The organism is Bacillus sp. Pc3, from assembly GCF_000815145.1.
Lineage (GTDB): Bacteria > Bacillota > Bacilli > Bacillales > Bacillaceae > Bacillus > Bacillus velezensis.
The window spans coordinates 895890-913682 of sequence record NZ_CP010406.1 but is presented as its reverse complement, the minus strand read 5'-3'; the positions used below and the strand labels follow the sequence as shown (position 1 = coordinate 913682).

Annotated in this window: 19 protein-coding genes; 12 read left to right on the top strand and 7 right to left on the bottom strand. The window is 39.8% G+C overall.

Annotation, left to right across the window (positions count from 1 at the left end; translation table 11 throughout):
* Nucleotides 1-99 precede the first annotated feature (99 nt).
* Entirely contained in the window at nucleotides 100-969 is an 870-nt protein-coding gene (locus tag SB24_RS03835; protein ID WP_039251900.1) for a hypothetical protein, read from the top strand.
* A 751-nt stretch (nucleotides 970-1720) separates the two neighbouring features.
* On the opposite strand, the gene SB24_RS03825 is transcribed toward SB24_RS03835, so the two are convergent.
* Entirely contained in the window at nucleotides 1721-2056 is a 336-nt protein-coding gene (locus tag SB24_RS03825; RefSeq protein ID WP_039251897.1) for a hypothetical protein, read from the bottom strand.
* Between the two features lie 21 nt (nucleotides 2057-2077).
* Complete coding sequence (locus SB24_RS03820; protein ID WP_039251895.1) at nucleotides 2078-3916, bottom strand: T7SS effector LXG polymorphic toxin; 1839 nt, start codon at nucleotides 3914-3916, stop codon at nucleotides 2078-2080.
* A 560-nt stretch (nucleotides 3917-4476) separates the two neighbouring features.
* Between SB24_RS03820 and SB24_RS03815 the strand changes: the two genes are divergently transcribed.
* From SB24_RS03815 to SB24_RS03770, 11 genes are all read left to right on the top strand, one after another.
* Nucleotides 4477-5025 (top strand): hypothetical protein, encoded by a 549-nt coding sequence (locus tag SB24_RS03815; RefSeq protein WP_039251892.1) that lies wholly within the window; start codon nucleotides 4477-4479, stop codon nucleotides 5023-5025.
* 48 nt (nucleotides 5026-5073) lie between these two features.
* Nucleotides 5074-5304, top strand: coding sequence for a hypothetical protein (locus SB24_RS03810; RefSeq protein WP_039251891.1), 231 nt, complete (start codon nucleotides 5074-5076; stop codon nucleotides 5302-5304).
* 42 nt (nucleotides 5305-5346) lie between these two features.
* Entirely contained in the window at nucleotides 5347-5520 is a 174-nt protein-coding gene (locus SB24_RS20165) for a hypothetical protein (protein WP_162988632.1), read from the top strand.
* 30 nt (nucleotides 5521-5550) lie between these two features.
* Nucleotides 5551-6249, top strand: coding sequence for a hypothetical protein (locus tag SB24_RS03805; RefSeq protein ID WP_039251887.1), 699 nt, complete (start codon nucleotides 5551-5553; stop codon nucleotides 6247-6249).
* A gap of 48 nt (nucleotides 6250-6297) precedes the next feature.
* On the top strand, nucleotides 6298-6672 hold the full coding sequence (locus tag SB24_RS03800; protein ID WP_052250239.1) for a UPF0715 family protein: 375 nt from the start codon (nucleotides 6298-6300) through the stop codon (nucleotides 6670-6672).
* Nucleotides 6673-6961: 289 nt separating this feature from the next.
* The gene (locus tag SB24_RS03795; protein ID WP_039251883.1) at nucleotides 6962-7705 is read left to right on the top strand and encodes an alpha/beta fold hydrolase; all 744 of its coding nucleotides are present in this window, start codon (nucleotides 6962-6964) and stop codon (nucleotides 7703-7705) included.
* A gap of 350 nt (nucleotides 7706-8055) precedes the next feature.
* On the top strand, nucleotides 8056-8388 hold the full coding sequence (locus tag SB24_RS03790) for an HIT domain-containing protein (protein WP_014417482.1): 333 nt from the start codon (nucleotides 8056-8058) through the stop codon (nucleotides 8386-8388).
* A 111-nt stretch (nucleotides 8389-8499) separates the two neighbouring features.
* Nucleotides 8500-8970 (top strand): hypothetical protein, encoded by a 471-nt coding sequence (locus SB24_RS03785; RefSeq protein ID WP_039254947.1) that lies wholly within the window; start codon nucleotides 8500-8502, stop codon nucleotides 8968-8970.
* 738 nt (nucleotides 8971-9708) lie between these two features.
* Nucleotides 9709-10071, top strand: a complete 363-nt coding sequence (locus SB24_RS03780) for a hypothetical protein (RefSeq protein ID WP_015417247.1) — start codon at nucleotides 9709-9711, stop codon at nucleotides 10069-10071.
* 339 nt (nucleotides 10072-10410) lie between these two features.
* On the top strand, nucleotides 10411-11331 hold the full coding sequence (gene bla / locus SB24_RS03775) for a class A beta-lactamase (protein WP_095352227.1): 921 nt from the start codon (nucleotides 10411-10413) through the stop codon (nucleotides 11329-11331).
* A 109-nt stretch (nucleotides 11332-11440) separates the two neighbouring features.
* Nucleotides 11441-11722 (top strand): putative quinol monooxygenase, encoded by a 282-nt coding sequence (locus SB24_RS03770; protein WP_007407331.1) that lies wholly within the window; start codon nucleotides 11441-11443, stop codon nucleotides 11720-11722.
* A 99-nt stretch (nucleotides 11723-11821) separates the two neighbouring features.
* Here SB24_RS03770 and SB24_RS03765 read toward each other — a convergent pair whose 3' ends face one another.
* The 5 genes from SB24_RS03765 to galE all read right to left on the bottom strand — a co-directional run bounded on the left by SB24_RS03765 (nucleotide 11822) and on the right by galE (nucleotide 17793).
* Nucleotides 11822-13234: an MDR family MFS transporter gene (locus SB24_RS03765; RefSeq protein ID WP_039251875.1), complete on the bottom strand. Its 1413-nt coding sequence runs from the start codon at nucleotides 13232-13234 to the stop codon at nucleotides 11822-11824.
* Nucleotides 13235-13376: 142 nt separating this feature from the next.
* Complete coding sequence (locus tag SB24_RS03760; RefSeq protein WP_007407329.1) at nucleotides 13377-13850, bottom strand: MarR family transcriptional regulator; 474 nt, start codon at nucleotides 13848-13850, stop codon at nucleotides 13377-13379.
* 285 nt (nucleotides 13851-14135) lie between these two features.
* Entirely contained in the window at nucleotides 14136-15248 is a 1113-nt protein-coding gene (locus SB24_RS03755) for a glycoside hydrolase family 53 protein (protein ID WP_039251872.1), read from the bottom strand.
* A 51-nt stretch (nucleotides 15249-15299) separates the two neighbouring features.
* A complete protein-coding gene (gene galT, locus SB24_RS03750) occupies nucleotides 15300-16799 on the bottom strand; it encodes a UDP-glucose--hexose-1-phosphate uridylyltransferase (RefSeq protein WP_039251869.1) in 1500 nt (499 codons plus the stop codon).
* Between the two features lies 1 nt (nucleotide 16800).
* Nucleotides 16801-17793 (bottom strand): UDP-glucose 4-epimerase GalE, encoded by a 993-nt coding sequence (galE, locus tag SB24_RS03745; RefSeq protein ID WP_039251866.1) that lies wholly within the window; start codon nucleotides 17791-17793, stop codon nucleotides 16801-16803.

The following is a 17793-nucleotide window of genomic DNA, read 5'->3' as shown; positions in this document are numbered from 1 at the left end:
TTTTGCGCCATTTAGCAGCTGTGAAGTAGTTGAAGGGCTAAATTGTATTGAAGTTATAATTGATTATACAGTATAATTTTGGTATGGGAGGGCGTGAGCTTGGACGAAAATTTAATTTTTGATATTAGTTCGTTAGATTCAGCATTAGACACTCTGTCTTCGTACTTAGATTTGAACAGAAACCAGATTGCTGAGTACATAATTAATAATAAGGATGAGTATTGTGCAGAAGTATTTCTTAAAAAGTTCGGTATCAAAGAGGAAAGTATTTTAAGGGATAAAATAATGCTTGTGGCACTACATGCAACGTTCAATGATGATGATTGTAAAGCGATAAAAGATAATGGACTCCTAAACCTTCAAGAGGCTTTAACAGAAGATACTTCTTTGAAGAGATTTTTGAATAAATATGATATAAGGTTTGATATACGCAAAAAAATTTTATTCTATAAAGATAAAAAAATATACCTAGAAAGTAAACCTTCAGGGTATCTACTCCAAAGTCGCAGGGAAAAAATTATCTCTAACATTTATCGAAAATTATATGGCGATTATCAAATAAATGCTTTTTTACATACTGACAATGCGTTAGAATACGATGGTTTTAATTACATGCGACCTGAATTTTTACAAAACTTAGCTTGTTTACCCGGTCTTTCAGATATTGAAATTGAGTGGGAAGATTTACACAAACCCTATATTATAAAATTTAAATCATCTTTGGTTGACTATGAAGATTTTACATTTCTAGACGGAGAAGAACACAATCTATATGGCAAAGAACATAAATATTTGTTAATTTTAAAATCGCTTATAACTAAAGCATTACAAGCTATAAATAGTATTTTTCATTATTACTCTAAAAGTGAATTTGTTGCATACCTTTTAAAAAATTGTAAAGTTGAACCTCTCAACATAATTAAGATATATAATGAAGAAGAGTATTTAGGAGAATTAAATAATTTTTAATTACTCAATCTTAGCAGTATGAAAAATTGAGACATTAGAGTTAAGGTTTAGTATATGTAAAGGTTGCAGGTAGAAGCGCTGTAGTCTATAATCGTAATTAACAGAATAAGAACGTTCCATGTTAGTCGCATGACTTAACGGCGACTTAACGCTGATATACCAACGTTTGACTTACCGACTGACTTATCGGATCACTTGCGGATACCTTGACAGGGTAGAGGTCGCTGGTTCGAGCCCAGTCGGAATCATACACTGCGGTTAGAGACGTTATATCAACGTTTCTAGCCGTTTTTTATTGCGTTGACTTAGTCGTATTAAGGCGCAGGGTAGCGGTCCTACCAACGACAAGGAAGCGGTTTTTATTGCGGTGACTTAACCGAATGGAGGCGGTAATATGTCCGCAAATAGAAAAGGAAAACTCGTCAAAAAGGAACGTACTTTACGGAAGACTACGCGCAATCTCGATGTGCTTTTCTACGGACTGAAGACAGTCTATCCTATTGAAAACATAGATAAAGCCCTTCTCATAAGAGAAGGGCTTTCTTTTATCTTGAGGGATTCAATGTGTTGTTTTATTTGTTCTGTAACTTGTTTAAGGCATTAGGAGGTCTACTATCAGGATTAGAGATCCCTTTTTTTATTTTACTAATGTTTTTTGGATCACTCAGAACAGAACTATACTTTCCGACCTTTTCGGCAAGTGCTGTCTGACATGTTACTCAAATTTCACCGCGTAGAATAGTGAATGTACTTAACCTTTAAATACCTCAGGAATTTTATTTCTCCATATTAATAACAGCTCTTTAAATTGGTCTGTTTCTATTGAGTTTTTATAAGGGGCGTCGATCAAAAAAGGGTTTTCAACATCGGTAACATCTTTTTTTATCAATACACTTATGCCATTTAAATCAATTTCAAAATCCTCATGTATCCCATTTAAAACATTCTGAATGTATTCTATATACTCATCAGTTTGTTCTATTGTTGTAATATTTTCAATGAAGTCAGAGAAAAGACTGATTTCTTCTGGTAAAACTATTTTTATATCACCAAATGGATCTTTATCAAACCTGTATGAATATTTCATGTGTCACGGTCACCTTTTAGATTATTTTTTATATAACGGATATGCAGTTGCTATTGTTCCGTCACTATTTAAATACATTTCAATTTTAATTCCTGTTGAAGTGATTCCCCTATACTTATTTGAACGTACTTGTTTTCTAGTATGATAAGCTTCGTCAATTGCTTTTAATACATCGGCGCGGTTCCATTCTCTTGGAAAGAAACTTGAATCCGCTATCTTTTTTACAGACCCGACTTCAACTTTCGCCATATACACTCCATTTTTGTCAGGTTTCTTTTCTGTACCTGGTATAATCTTCCCGCCCATCATGCTTTCATGGTGGTAGCCAACTGCTTTACCGCGTTTATTAACTTCTCCATGATAAATATGTTTCATTGTACCTGCGGTATACTTGCTTTTTCCTGTGCTAAAATTTGAAGTCACAGATTTACTGAGAACACTCTCTTTCTGATCTTCAATAATACTTTTCAACAAAGGCGTATTTTTCACATTGTGAGTATTTTCAATATCCTGTGCTATTCCGGCAAGTGCGGGTTCGTACTTATTTTTCGAAACGGAATTGATATAGTCTTTTCCTTTTTTGATCCCGGTTTTTACATGTTTGACAGCCGCTTTTTCTCCGGCTTCCAAGACGTTATCCACTTTGGCGGCACCTGTTTTTGCGAGCTTGCTTGATACTTTTACAGCTGAGCCGGAACCTTTGAGCCCGACGATGCTCCCGATGGCGTAAGTGATGTAATGTGATCTAGAATACGCATCCCCGTTAACCATTTTATCATTCCATGAATCCGCCAGGTTTGTCCATATGATTTTTGCGTAGGAGGGTGTGTTCAATACAGCCGATATGGTTTTAGCAACTTTTTGTTCATCAGAGAGATGGTAAAAATCCCATGCGCCGACAGCCAGATCTTTGACGCCGGTTATTGTGTCTTTCCCGACATCATAAAGGCCGACGCCTATTCCTTTGACGATATCCCAAGCCGTTTCTCCGACTTCTTCGAGCTGTTTTGCTTGTTCAAGCTGCATCACATATTCCACCTGAGCGGGTTCAAGGTTTTCATAGCCGATCTTCTTCGCGATTTCCAAATACTCATCCGGATCGGTGACACCATCGGCCAGCTTTTTCTTTAGATCCTTGATTTCCCGCTCTTTCGCTTCTTCCTTTTTAATCGTCAAATAAGCATCCGAATGTCTTGCGATATCGCCTTTTTTCTTATGGATGTCGCTTTCACGGTACGCTTTGGCGTTGTAGTGAAGCGGCGTGGCGCTTTTTCCTTTGCCTGTTGCGTTTTGAAGCTGCTGAAAGTCGGCTTGGATGAACTGTTCGTTCGCTTCGGTTTCTGCGTATTCTTTCGTTAGATCGTGATCAAGCTTGCCGAGCTTATGTATCGTTTCGCTTCTTTTTTTGTCAGCTGAAGAAAGCTTCTGATCTGTGCTTTCCGTTGAAAATAGATCAAGCGAGATGATGTCATCGATCTCACCGAGGATGGAGCGCATGTCCTTTTTCTGCTCTTCCATAATTGCCTTTGATTTACTGAGGGCGTGGGTGAGCTCGTGCTCCAGAAATGATTCTTCTACATGAGATCCGGAAAGACCTGCGTCTTCGATTTTGCCGGGAAGGCTTGTGAGAAATGCGATTTTCATATCGATCAGATCAAGCCAGCTGTCTGTGACGCCGGCGTGGTCCTGAAAAAAGGCTTTGATATTGTCGGCGCCCCGGCCTGAGAAATCGCCCTCACCAAGATCAGCCATGCCTTGAAACGCTTTTTTCAGATTAACCATCTGGCCGCGCAGTTCTTTGTATTCACCCGCGCGCTGTTTGGCAGCGGCCAGCAGGGTGGTTGCTTCGAAAACTTTCATGACCATATCCTTTCATACGAAATACTTTAACAAGATATTACCATGTAGGAATGAAGAAACAGAACAATGTGTGATCAAGGAGAAGAAAATGAATAATTTGACCTGAGTCTTTGTCCTTAATCTTGTGTGGTTAAGAATTTGAGAAGAGAGGCTATGGGTGAGAAACCGGAGTGCAGGGAATTACTTGGCAGTGTTCGAATTAATTGAATTGGAAAGATTAAGCGGGTTAAAAAGGTTGGAACGTATTATTAGATAATGAATTATGGTGTGTGATAGATGAAGATGCAAGATGATGGTGAGGTATTAACCGGAATTGATAGATTAACGGAAAATAATGTATAATGTACCAGGCAGCTTTGAACTCATTGAAGGTGATGAACATGAAGAAATGGAAAGTTTTTATAAGGTGAAATAATTCTGAATTAAATGAAGAGATTAAATTTGTATAAGTCTTTTTGTTCTGTCTTTATTACTGACGCCCCTTTTACTTTGCTATAATGCAACTCTAAGGCTGCAGATCGCAAATGATCGAGTGCGGTGTATGAACGGGGGCAATGATTATGGTAAACAAAATATTACGCAAAATAAATGGAGCAACAATCTTCTTTGTATTGGTTTTAGCATTTGATTTAACTGTTTTCTTAATGTCTCATGATGGTTATTACTTAAGCTTTGTAGTGGAAACAAATTATATTTTCCCTGTACTGATTACTTTAGTCGGTTTTTTTGTGTTAGCTCGTAGATATAAAATACGGCAATTATATGTAATTTGCTTAACAATTCCAGTAGTACTTATAGTTGCATTGTTGGCGGCAACTGGTGATTCATATGGGACCATTTCTTCGCCAGCTAAAAATGTAACAGTAACCATAGAATATAGAAACGCCACCTTAGGGGAAACGAATCACTTTTACGATTTTTATGTGCATGTTCCTAGTTTATACCCTGGTTTAATGAGAAAAGTGAATAAGGACACCGTATATATTATGACCCGAAATACCGAGGGTGAAGACGACCTTGATGTGTTAGGAGTAGGTAATGCCGAATGGAAAGATAACAAAATAATTTTCCATTCAGCATATGAAAAGGCGATTGAGGTTGATTTATAGTTTTAGTCTAAATTGACGCATTTCAATGAAACAGATCGGGGGGGCGCAATGAAAATTTTAAAATTTAAATTTGACGATTGGTTCTTTGAGTTACATGCAGCATTTAAAGTTAATTTGGATATCCAAACAGATTATGATATCCAGAAGGATATGCTCATGATGAGTAAAGCGATACTCAAAACAACCGGCTATACAAAGTTCTTAACCCAAGATACATATATTAGATATGAGGAAAGCAACTCAGTTTATTGTCATTATTATTTTGAAGAAACTAAGTAAATATGCATCATAAGGAACTCTCGTCTTTTTTAGGAGGAAGGTATGTCAATAATAACAATAATTGAAATCGCATTGGTAACAACTGTATTAGGTTTATTTGCATGGACTTTTAAAAAAGAGAAAAATACTGATCAAGATGTATTAAATTATGCTAGATATATGATTTATTTGCTTGTAGCTGAAGTTGCATTGTATGTCGTATTTCAAATTGTTTAAGTTTATTCTAGGCAAAGAGAGATGTGAATCATGATAGATGTCTTAACTAATATCTTAAAAAATGACAGACTGGATGAATACCCATTATTTAAAAAGTTTTGCTCTCTCAAAGAAAAAGGGTTACGTAAAGAATCCCTTAAAGCATTATCTTCCTTTATCGATGAAGCCAAAACGTGGGATAATCATGCACAACAGAATTTTGCTTGTTGGCTATTTGCTTTATTAGAAACATCAGATGATATTCACCATATACTTGTTCACCCTTTGGAAATGGATCTTTTAAAGCCTCTGCTTGAAGCATGGATGAAGAGTAACCCCGAAGATCCAAGACCATACAGGTGGTATGGTGTGTTTTTAAATACTGAAAACCGTATCGATTACTTAAATAATGCACTTAGACTGGGCGGCAGTAATGAACAATTATCTTTATTAACGTTAATCGATATTCATTTGAACGCCTTGTGGTATTCATTTCATCACATATCCGAAGATTTATATCTAGGCGATATTAAAGAAGATCAAGCACTTCTTACCAAGTCCCGGCAGTTGAACAACAAGATAGAATGTCAACAAACAAGAAAAAGCAATAAGGAACAGCTTAACTATTATCAAGATTTGTTGAATGACTGGTTGTTGTTTAAAGAAGAACAATCAAAGGGATTTGTTGAATGGTGTGAAAATAAGGGCAGAAGCTATCCTTGGGTCAAATCTTATTATTACGAAAAATAGCAATTGCAAGCATTTTTGTTTTTTAATCGTAAGGGGGAGATAGATTTGATGGTAGTAAGATACCTAGCTGTCCTTATTTTGTCGGCCATATGTTCTACACTGGTATATGTGATCACCCTGCATCAAGCTGAATATGTTCCTTATCTTATAATTAGCGGGATCATGTTGACATGTTATTCAATTTTTTTATTGCCATTGCAGTTTATCTTAAACCGAAAACCTAGAATGTTCAATTTTAAATATCTCTTACTATACACAGTGTTTTCATTTATTGCATGGCTAATCATGTCGGTTCTCTTTGAACTTTATAACCCATTAGGGTCTATACTAGCGAGTTATGAGATATATTTATTCAGCGTATTATTTTCTCTGATCTTTTGGCTTTGGGACTCTATTCTTGTACAAAAAGTTGTGGTTAAGTAGCTGAGCTCTAAATAAAAATACCTTTTTATATTGAGTTAACTGAGCTGTTGATCTGCAAAAAACAAAAAGATATTGATCATTTAAAATGGTCGTGTTGTATTAAAAATACAAGAACAGTAAGTAATTACAAATTTTATAGGTCTGCATAATATCGTACTATTATCTAGTATTTGGGGTGTTGATATGAGTTTGGTGAGGATTAAGGACAAAATGAAGGATACGGAGGGATTACGAGTATGTAATTCAAGCTCTCCGCTGAACCTAATGATTAAACACTGGAGGTTTTTGTATGAATGAAATTACCAATAATGGCAAGATGCAAGATATTGGTGGTATTAAGCTCTATTACGAATTTTTTGAAAGGCAAAATGAAAACATTACAGTCATATTTGAATCAGGGTACGGGTGCCCTTCTGCTTCTTGGGACCCTATAAAAGGTGAAATTTCAAAATTTGCACAATTTTTCATCTACGATAGAGTAGGTTTAGGAAAAAGTGAAAAAGACGATAGACCGAAAGACAGCAAGCAGTCTGTTGAAAACCTGCGTACCCTTTTACAAAATGCGAATATTAAACCACCATTTATGCTTGTAGGGCATTCATTTGGAGGAGCAAATGTAAGATTATATGCTTGTACATATCCAGAAGAAGTAGCAGCAGTTATTCTCTTAGATTCCTGCCATGAAGATCAAAATAAAATTATGCCACCACTATTCAGTGAAGAAACAAGATCTCTTTACTTTAACCAATTTTCGGTAGAAGGTTCTTTAAGTGAAATTCAAGATAGTTTTGAACAAATAGACAAATGCACATCATTAGGAGATATCCTACTTATAGTTGTCAGCGCTGGTTTACAGTCTTATCATACAGCTGAATCCTTCGCAGCGTGGAATCTATTTCAAAGAGACTTGCTGCGTTTATCAACAAATAGTAAACATATTGTTGTGAAGAATGCATCACACGGTCTACATGTTGATCAACCCCAGATTATTGTTGACATTATTAAAAATACATTGAAAGAGATACAGAAATAAGTTTAGTTTGAAAACTGTACAAGGAGTAAAAGCAGTAGATGGGGGGCAGTCTTGTATTGGTTAGAATAGGTAGAAATCCTTAAACACTGTATCAAAAGCGGCTGGATTGCACGTGATGGAAAATTATGTAAATAGATACGGATTTAGACGGATCTGAATTTTTCTTAGAGGAGAAAGTTAATGGATTTACTTAATTGGACTTACATTATATCTACAATTATAGGAGCCGCTGGGTTCATAAGTTTATTGTGGTTCTCTTATCTTAATAACAAAAGTGAAAAATAAAGCGGATAATTGGTTTAATTTGTATATTGATTGTGATGATTAAAGTTAAATAGTAAGGGGGATTAATGATGACTGAAGACTTTTATTGTGACGAAGTATTAAGCGGAAAAACAAAAGTAAATAAAGTTTTAGAAACCGAGAATGTTTTGGCGTATCATCATACAAGACCTTTTTGGCCGGTGCATATTGTTGCTATTCCTAAAAAACATATCTCTTCTTTAATCACTTTGGAAGAAGACGACAATGAACTTTTACTCGAGTTGCTGGGTGTGATTAAAAAGGTTGCGGCGAAGGTGACAAAAGAAAGTGGTTCTTGCAGGGTGCTTACAAACTTAGGAGATTATCAGGATTCAAAGCATCTGCATTGGCATATAGCTTCAGGAGATCCATTGAGATAAAAGAATCCTTTTAAAGTGAAAATTATAAAATTGACCTACAGGATTTATGAAATTCCAAAGAAACTCCAAGTAGCAGTTGATTCTAAATGGCCAAAAATTGGGGATATAAAGATGAAATTGTATAATGAATTTATAAATATAGCTAAAACTCTTAATAAAGAGTTAGACATTATTCCATTATTATATGGATCTTTAGGTCTTGAGAAGGTAACTGGGTTGAACTTTTCACCAGAAGATATTGATATCCTTATTCCTGTAATATTTTTAGAGGAAAAGTGGGAAAAGCTAAAAAAAAGTATGGAACTGCAAGGATATAAATTGGTTGATTTACATGAGCATGAATTTAGGAAAAAGAATACTAAAATAGGCATTGCTTGCATTGAGGATTTAAAACCATTTGCAGACGTAGACTATAATAACCTAGGGGTTTTGGAAGATGACGGAGCCAAATATCATTTGCTGACTATTGATGATTACCTCAAGGTTTATAATAAGTCTTTATTAGATGGATATAGAAGAACAAAGAAGAGTAATAAAGATCAAAGTAAAATTAACATATTGAATAAACTAATACAGTATTAATTAAATATTTGTACATTAACATGGCGGCAAAATCATAAAACACTTTACTGCTCAACACCTCATCAATCCATTTTTGCATAATCTTCGTTTATTTCAGTTGTTATCCTTATACATGCTTAAAATATTCCAATCTAGAGAAAGTATATCTGTAGACGGTATGGGAATGCAGACATTTGGATTCAAAAAAGAAATATCGGCCGTATACTCAATAACCCCCTTACCATTAACTGTGAGGGGGTCTATTTTTATTTATCTTATTAATTTGGAAAATGCGTTGACTTACAATCCATATTCAAAAAGATCAATTGCTTTTAGATTCACCGTTCTTTTTGCTCCTGACAATCTTTTTGTCGACTAAATCACTTTGTTTAAGTTGAATTGGTTGTTAGAACATCATGTGACGCACCTCCTTTAAAAAGCATACACACATATGAGAGGGCTGAAAATTACCCGTATGAATTGGGATACGGCGGTCCACACGGCTTTTCGCATGGAACCAACATGCGGCAACTGGTCAACAGCATTAGAAATTTCATCCTAACAGGGAAATGCGGCGAGCATTGGGAATATAAAGAAATATAGGCTTTACAGCTATGCAGGATGTATGAATATCCGTCAGCCGGCGAAGGAAAGACAATCTCCATGTGTCGTGACAGTTCGGATGCGGGTGAATGGAACTTCCCATTCATCCGCTGTTATGTCAGGGGACGAAAAGACTTTTTTTGAGGAGGAAGCGGAATGATTAAATTTACACGGCCATCGCCTATGAAGAAAACATGCACGATGCACCCGGAAAAGGAATCTGTCAGATCGGTTTCGTTTACTGATTTTAACGGCAATTCTGTAACAGTAACCCTTTGTCAAATGTGTCTGGCTGAATTAAAAATGAAAGCCGCGACTGAATACAGGAGCATGACAGAGGAGCGGGCTAAACTGAATCGTTTCAAGATTGGTGATCATGTGTATTTAGAGCATTTGGGAGTCGTCAGCGAGATAAAAAACATGGAAGGCGTTCAAGTGGCAAACAGGACAGACACAGACGGAGTCCGGAAGGCTACCCCTAAGGAAATCGCAGAATACAAAAAACAGGGGAAGCAATGACGGTGAAAAAACGATTCAGTCAATCATTTATCAGTTGTTTTACTTACAGGAGCGGCGGCCGTTGCGCCGCCTGCTTCCGCCGCATGGTCCAGATGGCAAAATGAATCCGGGGAGAGCGGCCGTGGCTCAAGCAAGAAATCAAACGCTGTATCACATGGGTTCTTCGCGAAATATCTGCCGGAAGAAACGCTATCCATTGAAGAGTCAGGGGTGTTTTAATTAAATTTTCAGCTGATTTCCTAACTGTCACGGAAAACATCACACAGGAATTATATTGACTTTCACCCTGTTTGTAATGTTAATTAGAAGATGTATACAAAATCATTATAATGAGGAGGTCTGGATGTGAAAAATAAAGCGAGAATACAATTTGGAATATGCATTGGACTTTTATGTTTAAGCTTTACCGGTTTCAATCCTTTATTTGGCTCAGCGCATGCTGAAGCGAAATCTATAGAGGACGCAAAAATGACAAGCTGTATAACGAATCAGAAATTTGTTCAGCTTGAGAAAAAATTTGATGCCAGGCTCGGCGTTTATGCGATTGATACAGGTTCAAACAAGACAATCGCCTATCGGCCGAATGAACGGTTTGCTTACGCATCAACCTATAAAGTTCTGGCTGCAGCTGCTGTTCTGAAGAAAAGCTCAAATGAAAAACTTAATGCTATCATCCGCTACAGCAAAGACGATTTGGTTACATATTCCCCAATCACAGAAAAACACCTGGATACAGGCATGAGCCTGAAAGAAATCTCAGAAGCCGCTGTCCGTTACAGCGATAATACTGCCGGGAACCTATTGCTGCAGCAGCTTGGCGGTCCCAAAGGTTTTGAAAAATCATTGAAACAGATCGGGGATCATGTAACGAAAGCTGATCGATTCGAGACGGATCTAAACTCTGCGATTCCCGGGGATCGTCGTGACACAAGCACCGCAAAAGCACTGGCAACTGACCTTAAGACTTTCGCTTTGGGTAACACTCTCACGGCTGACAAGCGCACGATTTTAACAGATTGGATGCGGGGCAACGCTACCGGCGACGAACTGATTCGGGCAGGCGCTCCTGCAGGATGGGAAGTCGGCGATAAATCCGGAGCCGGAAGCTACGGCACACGAAACGACATTGCGATCGTTTGGCCGCCTGACAGAGCCCCAATTGTTTTGGCAATCCTGTCAAACCGGTTTACGGAAGATGCCAATTATAATAATGCTCTTATCGCTGAGGCTGCAAAAGTCGCTCTAAATGCTCTTAAATAAACATTGCCGTTCATTTTTATGGACGGTTTTTTATATGTTGAGAATGCGGTATGCCGGTTTCGATGTTATAATGTAAAGCCATAAAATGATGGGAAGAGGGGGAATTTCGATGCATTACATAACGGCATGCTTAAAAATCATCAGTGATAAAGACCTTAATGAAATAATGAAAGAGTTCAAAAAACTTGAGGAAGAAACGAACAAAGAAGAAGGCTGTATTCAGTTCCATGCTTATCCGCTCGAACCATCAGAACGCAAAATCATGCTTTGGGAGATTTGGGAAAACGAAGAAGCTGTTAAAGTCCATTTTACGAAAAAACATACAAAAGACGTTCAAAAACAAGAATTAACGGAAGTAGAATGGTTAATGAAAAGCAATGTGAATGAGTAAAAGGCTTTGTCTGTTGTTGGCTGACTTTGCCGGCAACCATCATCAGTTTTATTCACTAAAACCCTTGCTGTGCAAGGGTTTTTTACTTTAAAAAGTTCTTTATATGGCAGTCTTTTTATGGGTAAGGAACAGACTTGGAATGAAGATGGCCGCAAGGATGATGACGGATACTAAGAATCCGGCATGGTAGCCTTTTAAACTGTTCGAAATCGTCGGCTGCAATCCTTGTATGACAGTTGCGGTAACGGTTGCGATCACAGCTGAGCCAAAGCTGGAACCGAGGTTTTCAATCATATGAATACCGACACCCGCTTCCGGAAGCTGTTTGCTGTCAAGACCTGTATAAGCGTCACTCATCAATGGGAGCATAATTCCTCCAAAACTGGTGCCGCGGATAAATAATACGACGGAAATCCAAACCATACTTGTGTTATCGGTGATAAAAATAAGCGGGATAGATCCGATCAGCGAAAGAACAAGACTGACCGTAACCACGTATTTCGCACCGATCTTATCAATCATTTTTCCGATCAGCGGACGAGTCACGAGCATTCCGACTCCTTGAGGGATTAAAGCGAGTGCTGCTCCGGCTGCCGTGAACTGACGAATGTTTTGAAAAAACAGCGGAAGTATTAACATCGGCCCCATGATGGCAACATTCGCTAAGAACAACCCGATCGAAGATGATAAGAAGCTTTTGTTTGCAAACAAATTCATAGGCAGCACGGTTTGGTTTTTCTTGATCTGATTATATACAAGATAAATGGCTGCTGAAACAAGACCGATGCCCGCCCATAAAATGGTGTCGCTATTGTTAAATGATGCATGATCCGCCGCTTTTGTAATACCGTACATCAATGCCGCGCTCATTAATGACAAATTGATAATCCCGAAAATATCGAGTTTACGATCTTTGTTGAATGGTTCAAAGTCTGGAATGGTTTTCATCATAAGCGGTGCAGCAATCAAAACGATGAACACGTTGATGTAAAAAATCCAATGCCATGAAGCGCCTTGGACGATGAAGCCTCCGATGACAGGTCCTAAGATCGGGCCGAAGATCATAGGGGTGCTGACGATTGCCATCACTTTTCCCAGGTTTTCCGGACCTGCCGTTTTAACCAAGAGTGTTGACATAAGCGGAGTCATAATGCCGGCGCTGAATCCTTGAAGCAAACGGAAGAAGATGAAGCTGGAAACGTCACGGCTCATCCCCGCAAAAACAGAAATGACACCAAAGGCGATGACTGAGCCGATGAAGATTTTCTTACCGTTATATTTATTCATAAGCCAGCCGGATACGGGTACTGCAATCGCAAGTGCTAACATATAGCCTGTAACGGACCACTGAATGGTATCCAATGTCGTGTTGAAGTCTTTGGTCAGTTTGCCGATGGCGATGTTTACCATCGTAGAGTCAAGCATTGGAGCGATTGCTCCCAGTGCAATAGCCCAGGCGGCTGTGAGAACTTCTTTTGGCATCCGAAGTTCCTTTCTTTTATGTGTTGACATATTACTCTCCTCTCAAAATTGCTGTCTTTGTTTCCTTGTCAACAAAATAATAGAGTGATTTTGTTTCTTTGTCAACAATAAGAGGGATATAAAAAGGCAGCCCGTTTTCATGGAGCAGGGCTGCCTATGGTTTTATTCATATTTATTCCGATTTCATGTCTGCACCAAGTTTCTTTATTTCTGAATCCAAATGCCTGCTGTATGTTTCCACGAAGTTCAGCATCGTGTCAAATTGTTCATCAGTTACTTGTTCAAACACGATTTTGTCCCGTTCTTGAAACTCTTTGTGCAATTCCTCGTGAATTTTATAAATGACTTTTCCTTGCTCGGTAAGCCTGAAATAGATTTCTTTCTTGTTAAGCGGCTTCTGATAGCTTTCGATAAGGCCTTTATTGATAAGCTTCTTCGTTAATTTACTTATGGCGCCTCTTGTCATATAAAGGGACTCCGCAAGTTTTGTCACATTGGCGTCTTCAATTTTTTCGATGAATTCGATGCAATGCACTTCAGAAGGTTTATGCCCCTTAAGGCTTTCTTCCATCTTCAGCCTATTCAGCCACACCATCTTGTTAAAAAAGTCCCTGAAATCCGTGAGGAGCTGTTCTTTTTTGTCCATGTCCCGTCCTCCTGCTCGGTGGTGCTTACACAATATTATAAAATGTTTGTTTCTTTTTCAACAATCGTAAAGTTATGATTTAGGAACTGAGAGATAGTGCGCAGAAATAAGAAGGAGGGAGAACAGAAGAAGTATTCTATTTAAAAAGCGGTTTTTTAACCGAAACGCGGGTTTTCGGGTATTTTTCTTTCCGTATTCGTTACTTGCTCTGTTTCATAACAGGCCAACACTACAGCCTTATAAAAAAGCAGGCTGCACAATGAGCCTGCTTGAGAATCGCATCAATCATTTTCCTGTTGCGGCATCATAAAAAGCGTCGATTGCGGTTGTGTATTTCAAGACGTTTTTAGACACTTTGGCGGTTGCGCCTAATGGGTACGCGTCTGACAGAACGCTGGAGTGAGCTTCGGGTTCCCAGTAAAATACGCCGGTTCCTTTGCCGTTCGGAACGGCTTTCACCAGTTTTATGGTGTCTTTTATGGTCCAGTAGGAATCTTTCGGATTATTTTCATCTCCGCCCAGTTCAACCACCATGACTTCCTTGTTGTAGCGTGAGGCGATGTCATTCAAATTAGTTGATAAATGGCTGGTGAGCTCCCAGTACGGCTTGCCTTCCCAATAGGGATAGAATGAAACACCGATGATGTCGGTTTTTCCTCCGTTTTTAAAGAATTGATCAAACCACCATCTGAATAGGCTGTTGTCCGTGCCGTGTGCCAAATGGCTGATGACCTTGGTGGCCGGGCTGACGGATTTCACGGCGTCATAGCCTTTGTTCAGTAAGCCGGTCAATTTGCTGAAATCGTTCGTGCTGCCGTCGGGCAGTAAAATTCCTGAATTCATTTCATTTCCTACTTGCACCCAATCAGGGGAGATGCCGTGATTTTTAAGTTCTTTCATGACATCGTACGTATGGTTATACACGGCTGCCTGCAGCTGGCTGTTTGAATAGCCGTTCCATTGGTTCGGCTTGATCTGGTGTCCTGGATCAGCGAACACATCACTGTAATGGAAGTCAACCATTACCTTCATTCCTAACGCTTTTGCCCTTTTTGCCGCCGCAAGTACGCCCGCTTTGTCACTATAGCCGAGCATGGTCCATGTTGTGCCGTCTTTCAGCCAATAATAGCTGCTTGGCGGATTCACAAACACTCTCAGTCTCACGGCATTTATTCCGTGATCTTTAAGAATCTGCAAGGCATCTTTCTGTTTTCCGCCGTCATCCAGCCAGCGCACACCTTCGTCCTCCATTTGTTTCAGCCATCCTATATCAGCGCCATAGGCAAACGGGGCATCCGCTTTTGCTTTAGGAGACTTCTCAAAGAATGTAAAAGCAGTGAAAATGAGAGAAAGACAGATTGCGTTTACAAATACACGTTTCAATCGGTTTTTGAACATCACAATACCTCCTGATAAAAAAGATTGTTGATTGATTTCACTCTGAATGTTTCAGCTGCCATTCTCCAATAACGTCGTGAAACGCTGAAATGCCTGAATTCCTTCGGGTGTCATTTTAAAAACGCCTGCATCGGTCAGCGCGCGTAAAAATACATTCGCGGTTTCTTTTTGTAAAACAGCTGCTGCGTTCTCCGGTGTCACGTCTTTATCCGTTTTGATGTTTTCAGCCCACGGAAGATGAATATCTTTGATGTCATGAGGTTCATTCAGTAAATACTTTTTCACTTCTGCCAGCTCATCTTTCAGGCGGGGAGGTAAAACGGCGAGTCCCATCACTTCAATCAGACCGATATTTTCTTTTTTGATGTGATGAACGTCTTGATGCGGGTGAAAAATGCCATCCGGATAATCTTCGGAGGTGCGGTTGTTTCTGAGAGCGAGATCGATTTCAAAATCCGTTCCCCTGCGTCTGGCAATTGGAGTGACGGTATTATGGGGTTCATTTGTCTTTGCGATGATGCTGACGGTTTCGTCTGAATATTCCCGCCACTTTTCAAAAACATACGCAGCGGCATCTGTCAGCAAATCCGGATCTTTTGCGCGAAGGCGGATCACTGATACCGGCCACTTCACGGCTTCGGCCTGAACGTCTGGAAAATGATGCATATGAAAAGGATAGAGGGAACCCGCTTTTGCCATCGGAAACTCATGGGCGCCGCCTTGATAATGATCGTGAGAAAGAATGGAGCCTCCTACGATCGGCAAGTCTGCGTTTGATCCCGCGAAATAATGCGGGAAAATTTCCGTAATGGCCAGAAGCCTTCTGAAGCTGTCACGGCTGATGTTCATCGGCTTGTGCACGCTTGATAGAAAGATGGCATGCTCGCTGTAATACGCATAAGGAGAGTATTGAAAACCCCATTGTTCTCCCGCTAAGTCAAGCCTGATGATGCGGTGGTTTGAACGGGCGGGGTGGTGCGGTGTTCCGGCATACCCCTCGTTTTCCATACAGAGCAGGCATGTCGGATACCGGTTTTCCGGACTGTTTTTTACCGCGGCGATGTCTTTAGGGTCTTTTTCCGGTTTTGATAAATTAATGGTGATGTCCAATTCTCCAAAAGGTGTTGATGAGCGGTACACGATATTTTTTCGAATGGCCCGCGTCTTAATATAGTCGTTGTTTTGGCTCAGTCGGTAAAAGTAATCTGTTGCTTTTTTCGGGCAATCTGATAATAACTCGCTGAACGCGGCATTGATCAGAGAAGGGGCCGGTGTGATCACGTCCATGATTCTGCTTCCCAGCATGTCTCTTTCAGCCGGCGTATCGTTAATGATTGACCGTTTTACCGCGTCTTTCACCATTTCGTCCAAATAGTGAAGCCTGTTTTGTTTCTTGATATGTTTCGGTTCTGCATAATCCGGCAGTCCGAGCAGATCGAGAAGTCTGTTTCTTGTATAAATCACATCTGTTTCATTTATGTCGCCTAAGACAGTGCTTTCTTTCAGAAACCCTGCCACTGATTCAAAAATTTCAATGACCGCCGCCTCCATTTCATTTGTCCTTGTATCCGTTTGGATGTTGCCGATGCCAATTCCATGCTGACGCAATGATTTCCGATATGTCCGTTTGTTTCGGATTCCAGCCCAGAATGTTCCGCGCTTTATCGCTGGAAGCGATGAGGGTGCTTGGATCACCGGGTCTTCTTGCGGCCGCTCTTACTTTTATGTCTCTTTCGGTCACTTGCCGGGCCGCTTCCGCCATTTCTGATACGGAAAACCCGCTGCTTGATCCTAAATTGAAAATGCCGCTGTCTCCGCCGTTTTGCAAATATTCCAGAGCGAGAATATGGGCATCGATTAAATCGGAAACATGGACATAATCGCGGATGCACGTGCCGTCTTTTGTATCATAGTCAGTGCCGAATATCAAAACCTCCTCGCGCTGACCGAGCGCGGTTTGTAAAAGGATAGGGATAAGGTGGGTTTCCGGATGATGATCTTCTCCGATGGAACCGTCCGTTTTCGCGCCGGCAACGTTAAAATACCGAAGCGAGACATATTTTATGCCGCAGGCGGTTTCACACCACTTCAGCATTTTTTCTGTCATGAGTTTTGATTCGCCGTATGCGCTTTCCGGCTTTTCCGGCATGTCTTCTGTGATGGGTACTTTTTCAGGTTCGCCGTATACAGCGGCGGATGAAGAAAACACAATGTGTTTCACCCCGAATTCCTGCATGACCTCCAGTGTAATTTGCGTACCGTACACATTATTTTTGAAATATGAAAGAGGGTCTTTCATTGATTCGCCGACAAGGGATTGAGCGGCAAAATGGAGAACGCCTGTTACGTTCTCCTTCGCAAACACAGAGCGAAGAAACGGTTTGTCACGGATATCTCCATGGTAAAAAACTGCTTTTTCATGAACAGCTTTCCGGTGGCCTGTCTGCAGATGATCCACAGCTATCGTTTTAAATCCTTTGTTTAATAATTGATCAACCGCATGAGAACCGATATAGCCGGCTCCGCCGAGAACGAGAATCGCCAT

What these genes read in the sequence shown, in the direction of transcription:
- SB24_RS03825 (WP_039251897.1), bottom strand. Translation starts at nt 2,056, where the DNA reads ATGAAATATTCATACAGGTTTGATAAAGATCCATTTGGTGATATAAAA.
- SB24_RS03820 (WP_039251895.1), bottom strand. Translation starts at nt 3,916, where the DNA reads ATGAAAGTTTTCGAAGCAACCACCCTGCTGGCCGCTGCCAAACAGCGC.
- SB24_RS03815 (WP_039251892.1), top strand. Translation starts at nt 4,477, where the DNA reads ATGGTAAACAAAATATTACGCAAAATAAATGGAGCAACAATCTTCTTT.
- SB24_RS03810 (WP_039251891.1), top strand. Translation starts at nt 5,074, where the DNA reads ATGAAAATTTTAAAATTTAAATTTGACGATTGGTTCTTTGAGTTACAT.
- SB24_RS20165 (WP_162988632.1), top strand. Translation starts at nt 5,347, where the DNA reads ATGTCAATAATAACAATAATTGAAATCGCATTGGTAACAACTGTATTA.
- SB24_RS03805 (WP_039251887.1), top strand. Translation starts at nt 5,551, where the DNA reads ATGATAGATGTCTTAACTAATATCTTAAAAAATGACAGACTGGATGAA.
- SB24_RS03800 (WP_052250239.1), top strand. Translation starts at nt 6,298, where the DNA reads ATGGTAGTAAGATACCTAGCTGTCCTTATTTTGTCGGCCATATGTTCT.
- SB24_RS03795 (WP_039251883.1), top strand. Translation starts at nt 6,962, where the DNA reads ATGAATGAAATTACCAATAATGGCAAGATGCAAGATATTGGTGGTATT.
- SB24_RS03790 (WP_014417482.1), top strand. Translation starts at nt 8,056, where the DNA reads ATGATGACTGAAGACTTTTATTGTGACGAAGTATTAAGCGGAAAAACA.
- SB24_RS03785 (WP_039254947.1), top strand. Translation starts at nt 8,500, where the DNA reads ATGAAATTGTATAATGAATTTATAAATATAGCTAAAACTCTTAATAAA.
- SB24_RS03780 (WP_015417247.1), top strand. Translation starts at nt 9,709, where the DNA reads ATGATTAAATTTACACGGCCATCGCCTATGAAGAAAACATGCACGATG.
- SB24_RS03770 (WP_007407331.1), top strand. Translation starts at nt 11,441, where the DNA reads ATGCATTACATAACGGCATGCTTAAAAATCATCAGTGATAAAGACCTT.
- SB24_RS03765 (WP_039251875.1), bottom strand. Translation starts at nt 13,234, where the DNA reads ATGTCAACACATAAAAGAAAGGAACTTCGGATGCCAAAAGAAGTTCTC.
- SB24_RS03760 (WP_007407329.1), bottom strand. Translation starts at nt 13,850, where the DNA reads ATGGACAAAAAAGAACAGCTCCTCACGGATTTCAGGGACTTTTTTAAC.
- SB24_RS03755 (WP_039251872.1), bottom strand. Translation starts at nt 15,248, where the DNA reads ATGTTCAAAAACCGATTGAAACGTGTATTTGTAAACGCAATCTGTCTT.
- galT (WP_039251869.1), bottom strand. Translation starts at nt 16,799, where the DNA reads ATGGAGGCGGCGGTCATTGAAATTTTTGAATCAGTGGCAGGGTTTCTG.
- galE (WP_039251866.1), bottom strand. Translation starts at nt 17,793, where the DNA reads ATGGCGATTCTCGTTCTCGGCGGAGCCGGCTATATCGGTTCTCATGCG.